Origin of the sequence: Bradyrhizobium sp. A11, assembly GCF_042077125.1 — a bacterium.
Taxonomy (GTDB): Bacteria; Pseudomonadota; Alphaproteobacteria; order Rhizobiales; family Xanthobacteraceae; genus Bradyrhizobium; species Bradyrhizobium japonicum_B.
Genome location: NZ_CP149509.1, coordinates 1,249,212 through 1,262,109, shown reverse-complemented (window position 1 = coordinate 1,262,109; position 12,898 = coordinate 1,249,212). Strand labels below are relative to the sequence as shown.

General features: G+C 65.4%; 9 protein-coding genes. 2 read left to right on the top strand and 7 right to left on the bottom strand.

Annotated features, from left to right (window positions below; translation table 11 throughout):
- Positions 1-2: 2 nt before the first annotated feature.
- Entirely contained in the window at positions 3-320 is a 318-nt protein-coding gene (locus WI560_RS05870) for a polyhydroxyalkanoic acid system family protein (RefSeq protein ID WP_375307238.1), read from the bottom strand.
- Between the two features lie 180 nt (positions 321-500).
- Here WI560_RS05870 and WI560_RS05865 point away from each other — a divergent pair, with 180 nt between their 5' ends.
- On the top strand, positions 501-665 hold the full coding sequence (locus WI560_RS05865; protein WP_008560028.1) for a DUF3309 family protein: 165 nt from the start codon (positions 501-503) through the stop codon (positions 663-665).
- 103 nt (positions 666-768) lie between these two features.
- Here the strand turns inward: WI560_RS05865 and ligD are convergent, their stop codons facing one another.
- Positions 769-3,450 (bottom strand): DNA ligase D, encoded by a 2,682-nt coding sequence (gene ligD, locus WI560_RS05860; RefSeq protein WP_375307237.1) that lies wholly within the window; start codon positions 3,448-3,450, stop codon positions 769-771.
- 116 nt (positions 3,451-3,566) lie between these two features.
- On the opposite strand from ligD, the gene WI560_RS05855 reads away from it, so the two are divergent.
- On the top strand, positions 3,567-4,451 hold the full coding sequence (locus WI560_RS05855; protein WP_375307236.1) for a Ku protein: 885 nt from the start codon (positions 3,567-3,569) through the stop codon (positions 4,449-4,451).
- A gap of 129 nt (positions 4,452-4,580) precedes the next feature.
- On the opposite strand, the gene WI560_RS05850 is transcribed toward WI560_RS05855, so the two are convergent.
- From WI560_RS05850 to kdpA, 5 genes are all read right to left on the bottom strand, one after another.
- A complete protein-coding gene (locus WI560_RS05850; protein WP_375307235.1) occupies positions 4,581-5,270 on the bottom strand; it encodes a response regulator in 690 nt (229 codons plus the stop codon).
- Positions 5,267-7,990: a DUF4118 domain-containing protein gene (locus WI560_RS05845; RefSeq protein WP_375307234.1), complete on the bottom strand. Its 2,724-nt coding sequence runs from the start codon at positions 7,988-7,990 to the stop codon at positions 5,267-5,269. The genes WI560_RS05850 and WI560_RS05845 overlap by 4 nt, the downstream gene beginning before the upstream one ends.
- Positions 7,991-8,226: 236 nt before the next feature.
- Positions 8,227-8,832 carry a K(+)-transporting ATPase subunit C gene (locus tag WI560_RS05840; RefSeq protein WP_375307233.1) on the bottom strand — a complete coding sequence of 202 codons (606 nt, stop codon included), beginning with the start codon at positions 8,830-8,832 and terminating at the stop codon, positions 8,227-8,229.
- A gap of 182 nt (positions 8,833-9,014) precedes the next feature.
- The gene (kdpB, locus tag WI560_RS05835; protein ID WP_375307232.1) at positions 9,015-11,132 is read right to left on the bottom strand and encodes a potassium-transporting ATPase subunit KdpB; all 2,118 of its coding nucleotides are present in this window, start codon (positions 11,130-11,132) and stop codon (positions 9,015-9,017) included.
- Between the two features lie 24 nt (positions 11,133-11,156).
- The gene (gene kdpA / locus WI560_RS05830) at positions 11,157-12,860 is read right to left on the bottom strand and encodes a potassium-transporting ATPase subunit KdpA (RefSeq protein ID WP_375307231.1); all 1,704 of its coding nucleotides are present in this window, start codon (positions 12,858-12,860) and stop codon (positions 11,157-11,159) included.
- Between the last annotated feature and the right edge of the window lie 38 nt (positions 12,861-12,898).

The window sequence follows — 12,898 nt, the reverse complement described above, 5'->3', positions numbered from 1 at the left end:
AATTACTTTCCCCCATCCTTGGTCAGCAGCAACTGACCACGCTTCTTGATCGTGGCCTGCGCCATCTCGGTAAAGCGCTGCAACAGCCAGGGCAGCACCACCTCGACCCGGACTTGATCGTCGCCGACGTCGACCTGTCCCGTCGCAATCTGGCCGAGCGCGCGAATGCGGAACGCCATGCTGTCGCCGGTCCAGCGCTCCTCCTCGACCTGCATCACGGGAATGCTGGCTGCGGCGCGGCCGAGCCCGGTCTTGAGCCGGCGCACCGCCTCCTCGCGGCCGAGACGGTGCGGAATTGAAACGACAAGCGGTGCTGACATGGCCCTCCCCCGAATTGACTGAACTCACATAGTTATGCCGACGGCCTGCACAAAGGTTCCATGTAAGTTGATCCGCCCGCCGTGTTTCAATGCGGGAACTTTACAACCTGCGGCAAGTTGCCTTCGCACAACGGGACAGGTTGCAAAGGACCCTTCAAGGAAGGGCTGGAGGAAATTGGCATGTCTATCGGCACGATCATTCTGATCATTCTAATCATCGCCCTGCTCGGCGGCTTCAGCGGCATCGGCGGCGGCCCGTTCTACGGCACCGGCTATTACGGCGGCGGCGGCCTCGGGCTCGTCATCGTCATCTTGCTGATCCTGCTGTTGATGGGCCGGATCTAGCGGCACAGCGAGGATCTCGTTGGGTGGGCAAAGGCGCCGTTGCGCCATGCCCACCTCTTCGTCGTAACGAGAAAGATCGTGGGCACGCTTCGCTTTGCCCACCCTACTTCTTCCCCGCCAACTTCTTCATCGCGGCCTTGATCGACACGGCCGCATCCTCGTAGCCCTCCCACGCCTTCGACCGCGACAGCAGGCCCGGCACGGTGCGCAGCGTATAGCGCTTCGGATCGAGATCGCTCTTCACCTGCGCCCAGGTCAGCGGCATCGAGACCGTGGCACCAGCGCGCGCCCGCGGCGACAGCGGGGCCACCGCCGTCGACATGCGGTCGTTGCGGAGATAGTCGAGGAAGATCTTTCCCTCGCGCAGCTTCTTCGACATGTTGAGCAGATAGCGCTCGGGGTTGTCGTCGGCCATCCACTGGCAGACGCCCTGCGCAAAGGCCTTCGCTTCCTTCCAGCTCACCTTGTCGCGTGCGCCGTGAAGCAGCGGCACCACCACGTGCAGGCCCTTGCCGCCGGTGGTCTTGCAGAAGCTCTCCATGCCGATGTCGGAAAGGCGCTGCCGCATCTCCTTGGCCGCCTCGACCACGGCGGCGAATTCGACGTCCGATGCCGGATCGAGATCGAACACAAGCCGGCCCGGCGTGTCATAGGCATAGGGCGCGCAATTCCAGGGATGCAGCTCGACGCCGCCGATCTGCGCAACGGCCGCGAGTCCCTCGATGCGGTCGATCTGCAGATAAGGCTTGCGGTCGCCGGAGACGCGCGCGAGCTCCAGAAGGTTGGACGTGCCCTGCATGGCGTGGCGCTGGAAGAAGCATTCGCCCTTGATGCCGTCGGGGGCGCGGATCAGCGAGCATGGCCGGCCCTTCAGGTGCACGATCATCCACGCGCCGACCGCTTCGAGATAGCGCGCGAGATCGAGCTTGGTGACGGGAGCACCCTCGCCGTCGTCAGGCCAGAGCTCCTTGTCCGGCTTGGAGATGATGACGCCCATCACCTCCGCTGTGCCGGCATCCTTGGAGCGCTTGGCCGTCTTTGCGGCTCGCTTGCCGGGTGCAGGTTCGGCAAGCTTCGTGTCGACGGGCGTCTCGGCCTCCACCTCCTCGGCCGGCTTGTCTTGCCGCAGGCCCTTGAACGCGGCCTGGCGGATATTGCCGTCGGCGGTGAAGCCTGCGAACTCGATCTCGGCGACGAGCTCCGGCTTCAGCCAGTGCACCTCGCGCGTCTTCTTCGGGGCATTCTTGCCGCCGAAGGGGCTCTCCTTGGCCGCCATCGCCTTCAACGACGGCATGATGCGCTTGACCTTGTCGGCGCCGAAGCCGGTGCCGACCATGCCGACGAAGGCGAGATGATCGCCGCGCTGCACGCCTGCCATCAGCGAGCGGAATTTGCCGTTCGTGGTCTTGTAGCCGCCGATCACCACTTCGTGGCCGGCGCGACATTTCGACTTGACCCAGCTCTCGGTGCGCCCCGAACGATACGGCGCATCCAGCTTCTTCGACACCACGCCTTCGAGCTCGAGCTTGCAGGCCGATTGCAGCACCGCATCGCCGCCGCTCTCGAAATGCTCGACATAGCGGATCTGGTTCGACTTCCGCTTGCGGGCTTCCAGCAGCTGCTTCAGCCGCGCCTTGCGCTCGCCGAGCGGCAGCCGCCGGTAATCCTGCCCCTCGGCGAACAGCAGGTCGAAGGCAAAGAAGATCAGCTCTTCGGTCTTGCCATCCGACAGCGCAGCCTGGAGCGAGGAGAAATTCGGTGCGCCGTTGTGGTCGAGCGCGACGATCTCGCCGTCGATCATCACGTCCGGCAGCGCGGCCGCCTCCTTGGCGATGGCGCCGAACTTGCCGGTCCAGTCGAGGCCCTTGCGCGTCTTCAGCGTCGCCTCGCCGTCCTCGACCCGGAGCTGCACGCGATAGCCATCGAACTTGATCTCGTGGCACCAGCCGTCTCCGGCCGGCGGCCGCTCGACCAGCGTGCAGAGTTGCGGCGCCACGAAGTCCGGCATCTCGGCGACCTTCTTCGCGCTGCTCGCCGTGGTGGCTTTCTTCTTCGCCGTCCTGGTCTTGGGGGTCTTGCCGGCCTTCAACGCCGCGCGCGGCGCCGGCTTGACGGTGCGCCCCTTCGTATCCTCGGCACGGTTGGACTGCCAGACGGCGTCGGCCTTACCCTTGGCGCCCTTCGCAAGCATGAACGGCTTTGGCGCGCGCCCCTTGCCCGCGGCGATCTGCTCCATCGCGCGGCCGGAGGCGACCGACCTGTCCTCGTCGAGAATGTCGTTGTCCTTGCCCTCGCGAACATATTCGTCGCGATGCTTGATCAGAAGCCAGTTGGTGCGCTTTTCGCCACCGCGGTTGCGCATGCGCACCAGCACCCAGCTGCCGTGCAGCTTGTCGCCATGCAGGGTGAACTTCAGATCGCCCTTCTTGAATCCGGCGTCCGGATCCTCGGCCTCCCAAGTGCCGCGATCCCACAGCATCACCGTGCCGCCGCCATACTGGCCTTCCGGAATCGTGCCTTCGAAATCGCCGTAGTCGAGCGGATGATCCTCCACCTCCACCGCCAGCCGCTTGTCATGCGGATCGAGCGAGGGGCCCTTGGTCACCGCCCAGGACTTGAACACGCCGTCGAATTCGAGCCGGAGGTCGTAGTGCAGCCGGCTCGCATCGTGCTTCTGGATCACGAAGCGCCGCTGCTTCGATGGCGCGACCGCGGCCTTGCCCGACGGCTCGGGCGTCTTCTCGAAGTCACGCTTCTGTCGGTAAGTGGAGAGTTTTTGCAGCACGACCAGTCCCGCTTCTCTTTCGGCCTTGAGCCTATCACGGCCAAAGTCCCGCCCGGAACCAAAACCCTGTGGGAGGGTTGGGGTTCCAAAACGCCTTGAAAACGCTGGAGAATGGAATGGCCCCGCGCGCCTATTGGAAGGGAACGTTGAAGCTGTCGCTGGTCAGCTGCCCGGTCGTGCTCTATCCCGCGACCACGGCGGCGGAGAAGACGCGGTTTCACCTGATCAACCGCGAGACCGGCAACCGGCTCAAGCAGCAGATGATCGATTCCGAGACCGGCGACGTCGTCGAGAGCGACCAGAAGGGGCGAGGCTACGAGCTGCGCAAGGGCAAGTATGTCGAGATCGAGCCGGAGGAGCTCGACGCGGTCCGGATCGAGAGCAACCACACCATCGACATCGAGAGCTTCGTGCCGAGCGAGGAGATCGACCAGCGCTACCTCAACCATCCCTACTACATCGCGCCCGACGGCAAGGCCGCGGTCGACGCCTTCGCGGTGATCCGCGACGCCATGAAGGACCAGGACCGCGTGGCGCTCGCCAAGATCGTGCTCACCAACCGCGAGCACATCATCGCGATCGAGCCGCTCGGCAAGGGCCTGCTCGGCACCACGCTGCGCTTTCCCTACGAGCTGCGCGACGAGGACCAGTTCTTCGACGACATCAAGAGCCCGAAGATCACCAAGGACATGGTCGAGCTCGCCGGCCACATCCTGCACACCAAGGCCGCGCATTTCGATCCCGGCAAGTTCAAGGACGACTACGAGACCGCGTTGAAGGCGCTGGTGAAGCGAAAGGCCAGCGGCAAGAAGATTGAATTGCCCGAGCCCGAGGAGCGGCCGAGCAACGTCGTCAGCCTGATGGATGCGCTGAAGCAGAGCCTGAAGGGACGCGGCGGGAAGAAGACGGCAGCGAAACCTCATGCGCGCCGCGCGACCGGACGGCAACGCGCGGCGAGAAAGACGCACCGGTCGACGGCGCGGCACAGGAAGGCGGGCTGAGGAGACCGCTCGCCCAGGGCTCGATATCGTAGGGTGGGCAAAGCGAAGCGTGCCCACCACCTTTGTCGAAATCGAAAGATGGTGGGCACGGCGCTTTGCGCTTTTGCCCACCCTACGGCACTGCGAAAATCAATCCCCCGCCTTGAGCCGGTACCCGATCCCCGTCTCGGTCAACACGTATTGCGGCCGTTCCGGATCGGCTTCGATCTTCTGGCGGAGCTGGCGGACATAGACGCGCAGATATTGCGCATCGGTCAGTTCGTCCCAGAGCTCCTTCAGCAGGAACCTGTGCGTGAGCACCTTGCCGGCATGCTGCACCAGCACGCGGAACAGGTCATACTCCTTCGGCGACAGCTTCACCTCGCGCTCGCCGACCTTGACGATGCGGCGGACCAGATCGACGGAGAGATCGCCGGTGCGGAATACCGGGCGTTCGCCCTTGACCTGGAGCTGGTGGCGCAGCGCGGCGCGCAGGCGGGCCAACAGCTCGTCCATGCCGAACGGCTTGGTCAGATAGTCGTCGGCGCCGAGATCGAGCGCCTGCACCTTGCCGGCTTCGTCGCCCCGGCTCGACAGCACCACGATCGGCACGCCTTCGTTGCGGGCGCGGATGGTGCGCAGCAGTTCGTGTCCCTGAATGTCGGGCAGGCCGAGATCGAGGATGATCAGCGCCGGCGCTTCCTCGAGCTTCTCCAGCGCGATCTTGCCGTTCGACGCCTCCAGGATGTCGTAGCCTTGCGTCGTCAGCCCCATCCGCAGCAATTTACGGATCGGCGGCTCGTCGTCGATGACAAGGACCTTGATCGGCGCAGCGTTCATGCAGCGGTATCCAATGTGCGGCTCTCTGCCGGAACGGGAAGACGGACGGTGAGGACAGCGCCGCGCCGGTCGCTGCGGTTGGCGGCCGAGATCGTGCCGCGCATCGCCTCGACGAAGCCGCGTGAGATGGCGAGGCCGAGCCCGGTGCCGGGGCGGACATGATCGCCCTTCTGCACGCGGTAGAACTTGTCGAACACGCTCTCCAGCTCGTCGGGCGGAATCCCGGCCCCCTCGTCCACGATCTCGAGCACGACATGATCGCGGTCCCGCCGGCTGCGGATCGAAACCGTCGTGTCGGCCGGCGAATATTTGGCGGCATTGTCGAGCAGGTTGAACAGCACCTGCTCGAACAGCACGGCATCGAGCTGAAGCATCGGCAGATCAGCAGCCAGCACCAGCTCGACCTTGTGGCAGCCGAGAATCTTGGCTGCACGCCGCAGCGCGCTGCCCACGATCTCGCCGAGATCGTGCAGCGCGGAGTTGGGGACGATGGCACCGGATTCGAGCTTGGTCATGTCGAGCAGATTGGCGATGAACCGGTTGAGCCGCTCGGATTCGTCGATGACGGTGGCCAGCAGGTCGCGCTTCTCGGTGTCGGAGAGCGCGGCGGCGAGATCGCGCATGGTGGAGGCCGCTCCCAGGACGGAGGCGAGCGGCGTTTTCAGATCATGCGAGATCGAGGTCAACAGCGCCGAGCGCAGCCGCTCGGATTCGACCGTGCGCTTGACCCGGTCCATGTCCTCGACCAGCAGCACCCGCTCGATCGCGAGCGCGCCCTGGTCGACCAGCGCATCGAGCAGCCGGCGCTGGTCCGGCGTCAACAGCGGGCCGGTGCGGTCGTTGTCGATGCCGATGACGCCGATCGGACCGCGCCCGGTGCGCATCGGCAGGAACAGCCGCTTTGCACCCGGCAACGTATCGGACCCGCGCCCGGCGGGTCGGTCGTTGCTCCACGCCCAGTTGGCCGCGGCAAGATCGGCCTGATCGAGCTGGTCTTCCGGCGGATAGCCGGATTTCACCGTGAGCAGCCCGTCCTCCGGCAGCAGCAGCACGACGCGCACCTTCAGCATCAACGCGATCTGATAGGCGCTCGCCCACAAGACATCGTCGAGCGTGGCGGTGCCCGCGAGCTTGCGGCTGAAGGCATAGAGCTGCTCGGTCATCCTGATCCGGCCGATCGCGGCATCGGCCTGCGTGCGCACGCGACCCGCAACGTTCGACACCACGAACGCAATCAGCATGAAAAAGAAGAAGGCCGCGACGTTGGTCGGATCGGTGATGGTGAACGTGTAGACCGGCGGCAGGAAGAAGAAATTGTAGGCCAGCGACCCCGCGACACTCGCGAGCAGTGAGGGCCACAGCCCATAGCGCACGGCCACGGCCACCACCGCGGTGAGGAACATCAGGTCGACGTTCTCGACGCCGACGTACGGCTTGATGCCCATCGCGGCCGTAAGGCCAACCGCCGTGATCCCGAGCGCCTTGACATAGGGGAGCGGATCGAACGGCTCGGATCGCGCCGCGGTCTGCACCGCCGTCTTGGGCGCCGCCTCTCCGGAGAGCTCGTCGCCGGGGATGACGTGAACGCTGATATTGCCGGCACGCCGCACGAGGTCATGCACGACGGAACCGCGCGTCATCTCGAACCAGCGCGAACGCGTCGACTTACCGATCACGATCTGGGTGACGTTGTTGCCGTGCGCGAAGTTGATCACGTCGTCGGCGATGCGGCGACCGACGCCCGGGATGGTCAAAGCCTCCCCGCCGAACGATTCCGCGAGCCGCAGCGTATCGGCAAGCCGGTCGCGCTCCTCGTCGGAAAGCTGGAGCGAGCGCCGCGTCTCGATCGACAGCGCGGTAAACGGCGCATGCAGCCGGTCGGCCAAGCGCTTGGTGTAGCGCACGAGGCCGGTCGCGCGCGGATCCTCGCTGACGCAGACCAGGATGCGCTCCCCCGCGGCCCAGGGCCCGGGAATCGCATTCGCCTGCATATGGCTGAGGAGCTGCTCGTCGACCCGCTCGGCAGTGCGCCGCAATGCGAGCTCGCGCAGTGCGGTGAGATTGCCCGGCGAGAAATAATGCTCCAGCGCCCGCTCGGCCTGCTTGGGCACGTAGACCTTGCCCTCCTTCAGCCGCTGGATCAGATCGTCGGGCGTGAGGTCGATCAGCTCGATGGCATCGGCGCGGTCGAAGATCGAGTCCGGCACGGTTTCGCGGACCCGGACATGGGTGATCTGGGCGACGACGTCGTTGAGGCTCTCGATGTGCTGGATGTTGACGGCGGTGTAGACGTCGATGCCATGGGACAGCAATTCCTCGACGTCGAGATAGCGCTTGGGATGGCGGCAAAGGGGCGCGTTGGTATGGGCGAGTTCGTCGACCAGCGCAATCTGCGGCCGGCGCGCGATCACCGCATCGAGATCCATCTCCTCGACGATCTGGCCGCGATAGTCGAGCCGCTTGCGCGGGATCACCTCGAGCCCGCGCACCAGCGCCTCGGTTTCGGCGCGGCCGTGAGTCTCGACGAGGCCGACCACGACGTCGATGCCGGCCTTGCGCCTGGCGTGGGCGCTTTGCAGCATCTCGTAGGTCTTGCCGACGCCGGGCGCGGCGCCGACGAAGATCTTCAGCTTGCCGCCCGCACCCTCCTCCCGGCGCGCTGCTTCCAGCAGCGCTTCGGGAGAGGGACGTTGTTCGGGATCGCGGCGCTCTCGGACCATCAGGATGGTTACGGCTCGTTAGGTTGTTCGCCTGCCTCTTCGCCTCTCCCCGCGTGCGGGGAGAGGCCGGAATTCAAGCGCAGCTTGAATTTCGGGTGAGGGGGAGCCTCCACGAGTCCAATTGTCACCGTCGTCGTGGAGACTCCCCCTCACCCCAACCCTCTCCCCGCAAGCGGGGAGAGGGAGAAGCAGCTTCGTCCCAAATATAACCATCCGGGCGCCGCGAGCCTAGACGGCTACTTGGCGGCGATGCGATCGAGCACGAGATTCAGTGCCAGGACGTTAACTCTGGGTTCGCCGAGCAGGCCGAGCAGACGGCCTTCGGTGTTGGCAGCGACGAGCTGCCTGACCTGATCCTCAGGCAGATTCCGCGCCTTGGCCACGCGCGGCACCTGGAATTGCGCCGCTTCTGGCGAGATATCAGGGTCGAGGCCGCTGGCAGAGGTCGTCACCAGGTCGACCGGCACGGCCGCGTTCGGATTCTCGCCCCTGAGCTTGTCCACGTCCTCCCTCAACCGGTCGGCCAGCGCCTTGCTGGTCGGGCCAAGGTTGGAGCCGCCCGAATTGGCGGCGTTGTAGGGGGCCGACACCGTCTTGGTCGAATCATTGGGGTCCGGCCCAAGCGTCGCCGAGGGACGGCCATGGAAGTACTTGTCGTCCTTGAATTCCTGCCCGATCAGGGCGGAGCCGATCACCTTGCCGTCCTTCTCGATCAGGCTGCCCTGCGCCTGCACGGGAAACAACGTGCCGGCAATGGCGGTCATCGCCAGCGGATAGGCAAGGCCGGTGATGGCGGTGAGTGCCAGCAAGAGGACGATGGCGGGGCGGATTTCTCTGAGCATGTTGGGTCTCCGATGTTCTGTCACTACGAGCTGGGAAGCCAGACCCTCACCCTGAGGAGCCGCGCCTGCGCGGCGTCTCGAAGGGCGAGGCCACCAGCAGGGCCTTCATCCTTCGAGACGCGCGTTCCGCGCTCCTCAGGATGAGGGTCTGGCAGGATTGCCTCGTCGCTCGCGATGACATGTCAGGCCAGGTGCAAGGCGGTCACCACGAGATCGATTGCCTTGATGCCGACGAAAGGAATGACGATGCCGCCGAGGCCGTAGATCAGGAGGTTGCGCCGCAGCAGCGCACCGGCGCCGACCGCGCGATAGGCGACGCCTTTCAGCGCGAGCGGGATCAAGCCGATGATGATCAACGCGTTGAAGATGATCGCCGACAGGATGGCGCTCTGCGGGCTCGACAGGTTCATGACGTTGAGCACGCCAAGCTGCGGGTAGAACGCCAGGAACATCGCCGGGATGATCGCGAAGTACTTGGCGACGTCGTTGGCGATCGAGAACGTCGTCAGCGCGCCGCGCGTCATCAACAGCTGCTTGCCGATCTCGACCACCTCGATCAGCTTGGTCGGGTTGGAGTCGAGGTCGACCATGTTGCCGGCCTCGCGGGCGGCCTGGGTGCCGGTGTTCATGGCGACACCGACGTCGGCCTGGGCGAGCGCCGGCGCGTCGTTGGTGCCGTCGCCGCACATGGCGACCAGCTTGCCCTTGGCCTGCTCGTCGCGGATCAGCTTGAGCTTGTCCTCGGGAGTTGCCTGCGCCAGGAAGTCGTCGACGCCGGCTTCCGCCGCGATGGCCGCGGCGGTCATCGGATTATCGCCGGTGATCATGATGGTGCGGATACCCATGCGGCGCAGCTCGGCAAAGCGCTCACGGATGCCGCCCTTGACGATGTCCTTGAGCTGGACGATCCCGAGCAGCCTGCCATCCCTGGCGACGGCCAGCGGCGTGCCGCCGGACTTCGACACGTCATCGGCGATGGCCTGGATCTCGCGGCCGAGCTCGGAAAGCGCGGCAGGCTGCATCGCCCGCGCCATGTTGCCGGAAGCGACCGCGGTCGGAGCGCCGCCGCCGACATAGTTCAGCATGGCATCGACCGCACCCTTGCGCACCGACGAGCCGCCGGCATCGACGCCGCTCATGCGGGTCTGTGCCGTGAACGGGATGAAGGTGGCACCCAACTCGGCCATGTCGCGGCCGCGGATGCCGTACTTCTCCTTGGCCAGCACGACGATGGAGCGGCCTTCCGGCGTCTCGTCGGCCAGCGAGGCGAGCTGGGCGGCGTCGGCCAGCTCCTGCTCGGTGACACCGCGGACAGGGCGGAGGGCGGTCGCCTGGCGATTGCCGAGCGTGATGGTGCCGGTCTTGTCCAGCAGCAGCGTGTCGACGTCGCCGGCGGCCTCGACCGCGCGGCCCGACATCGCCAAGACGTTGAAGCGAACCAGGCGATCCATGCCGGCGATGCCGATCGCCGACAGCAGCGCGCCGATCGTGGTCGGAATCAGCGTCACGAACAGCGCGACCAGCACGATCACCGAGATCGAGCCGCCGGCGTAGGCGGCGTAGCTCGGGATCGTCACGGTTGCGAACACGAAGATGATGGTAAGGCCGGCGAGCAGGATGTTGAGCGCGATCTCGTTCGGCGTCTTCGCCCGCTCGGCGCCCTCGACCAGCTTGATCATGCGGTCGATGAAGGTCGAGCCCTGGGCTGCCGTGATGCGGACGCGAATCCAGTCCGACAGCACCTGCGTGCCGCCGGTCACCGCCGAACGGTCGCCGCCGGATTCGCGGATCACGGGTGCCGACTCGCCGGTGATGGCGGCCTCGTTGACGGAGGCGACGCCCTCGATCACCTCGCCGTCCGAGGGGATCGTGTCGCCCGCCTCGACCAGCACGAGATCGCCGACCTTCAGGCTCGTGCCTGATACGAGCTTGTAGTCGCGGCCCGCGCCGCTCAGGAGCTTGGCCTGGCTCTCGGTGCGGGTCTTGCGCAGCGTCTCGGCCTGCGCCTTGCCTCGGCCCTCGGCCACCGCTTCGGCGAGATTGGCGAACAGCACTGTGAACCACAGCCAGAGGATGATCTGGAAGGTGAATCCGAGATTGTCCCCCCCGGTCAGGAGATCGCGCAGGAAGATCACGGTGGTGAGTGCAGCAACGATCTCGACCACGAACATGACCGGGTTCTTGATCATGGCGCGCGGATCGAGCTTGGCGAAAGCCGCGCCGATCGCCGGCATCACGATCCTGGGATCCAGCATCGCCGACACCGGCATGCGCTTGTTGGGTTTATGGACGGGTTCCATGGAGGCCACTCCGAAAGAGCTGGATCAGAACAGGTTGCCGGCGTTCATCGCGAGATGCTCGACGATGGGGCCGAGGGCGAGCGCCGGGAAGAACGTCAGACCGCCCATGATCAGGATGACGCCGACGACGAGACCGACGAACAGGCCTCCCGTGGTCGGGAACGTGCCCATCGACGGCGGGATCGATTTCTTCGCCGCGAGCGATCCCGCGATCGCCATCGCCGGCACGATCATGAAGAAGCGGCCGACGAACATCGCGCTGGCAAGCGTGAGATTGTAGAAGAAGGTGTTGCCGGTGAGGCCGGCGAAGGCCGAGCCGTTGTTGGCCGCCCCCGAGGTGAAGGCGTACAGCACTTCCGTGAAGCCGTGCGGTCCAGCATTCGCCATGGAGGCGACGGCCGCCGGATAGACCACGCCGACGGCGGTCCAGCCAAGAATCATCAGCGGCAGGACGAGGATGGCGAGCATCGCCATCTTGACCTCGCGCGCCTCGATCTTCTTGCCGACATACTCGGGGGTGCGGCCGACCATCAGGCCAGCGACGAAGATCGCGAGGATGACGAACAGCAGCATGCCGTACATGCCGGCGCCGACGCCGCCGACGATGATCTCGCCGAGCTGCATGTTGATCAGCGGGATCATGCCGCCAAGCGCCGTGAAGCTGTCATGCATGGCGTTGACCGCACCGCAGGAGGCGGCGGTCGTGATCACGGCGAACAGCGCGGACGCGACGATGCCGAAGCGGACCTCCTTGCCCTCCATGTTGCCGCCGGTCAGGCCCAGCGCATGCAGGATCGAGGTGCCGTTGGCTTCGGCCCAATAGCAGACGCCGACGCCGGCGATGAACAGCAGGCCCATCACGGCGAGGATCGCCCAGCCCTGGCGCTGGTTGCCGACCATGCGTCCGAACACATTGGTGAGCGCGGCGCCGAGCGCGAAGATCGACAGCATCTGCACGAAATTTGACAGCGCGGTCGGGTTCTCGAAGGGGTGCGCGGCGTTGGCATTGAAGAAGCCGCCGCCATTGGTGCCCAACATCTTGATCGCGACCTGCGAGGCGACCGGGCCGACCGCGATGGTCTGCTTGGCGCCTTCGAGCGTGGTCGCCTCGACATAGGCCCCGAGCGTCTGCGGCATGCCCTGCCAGACCAGGAACAGCGTATAGACGACGCAGATCGGCAGCAGGATATAAAGCGTGCAACGTGTCACATCGACCCAGAAATTGCCGACGGTACGCATCGAGGCGCGGGCAAAGCCGCGGATCAGCGCGACCGCGAGCACGATGCCGGTCGCCGCCGACAGGAAGTTCTGGTGTGTCAAACCAAGCATCTGCACGAGATAGGACAGCGTGCTCTCGCCGCCGTAGTTCTGCCAATTGGTGTTGGTGATGAAGGAGATCGCCGTGTTGAAGGAGAGGTCCGGGGCGACCGCCCCCTGCCCGGCCGGATTGAATGGCAGCACCGCCTGCAAGCGCATCACGCCGTAGATGATCAGGAAGCCGCCGACATGAAACAGCAGCATGGCGACCGTGTAGGTCAGCCAGTGCTGCTCGCGCTTCTCGTCGACACCGGAAATCCAGTAGATGCCGGCCTCGATCGGGCGCAGCACCGGCGACAGGAACGTCCGCTCGCCGTTGAATACGCGCGTCATGTACCAGCCGAGCGGCTTGACGAGCGCGACGACGATGACGCAGAAAAGAATGATCTGGAGCCAACCGATCGCAGTCATGGCATTAAACCTTCAGGCTTTGGGTCCGGCGCAACAGT

Bases quoted from the DNA above. Each gene is read 5' to 3' on its own strand.
- kdpA (WP_375307231.1), bottom strand. From the start codon at position 12,860: ATGACTGCGATCGGTTGGCTCCAGATCATTCTTTTCTGCGTCATCGTC.
- WI560_RS05865 (WP_008560028.1), top strand. From the start codon at position 501: ATGTCTATCGGCACGATCATTCTGATCATTCTAATCATCGCCCTGCTC.
- WI560_RS05840 (WP_375307233.1), bottom strand. From the start codon at position 8,832: ATGCTCAGAGAAATCCGCCCCGCCATCGTCCTCTTGCTGGCACTCACC.
- kdpB (WP_375307232.1), bottom strand. From the start codon at position 11,132: ATGGAACCCGTCCATAAACCCAACAAGCGCATGCCGGTGTCGGCGATG.
- WI560_RS05870 (WP_375307238.1), bottom strand. From the start codon at position 320: ATGTCAGCACCGCTTGTCGTTTCAATTCCGCACCGTCTCGGCCGCGAG.
- WI560_RS05855 (WP_375307236.1), top strand. From the start codon at position 3,567: ATGGCCCCGCGCGCCTATTGGAAGGGAACGTTGAAGCTGTCGCTGGTC.
- WI560_RS05850 (WP_375307235.1), bottom strand. From the start codon at position 5,270: ATGAACGCTGCGCCGATCAAGGTCCTTGTCATCGACGACGAGCCGCCG.
- WI560_RS05845 (WP_375307234.1), bottom strand. From the start codon at position 7,990: ATGGTCCGAGAGCGCCGCGATCCCGAACAACGTCCCTCTCCCGAAGCG.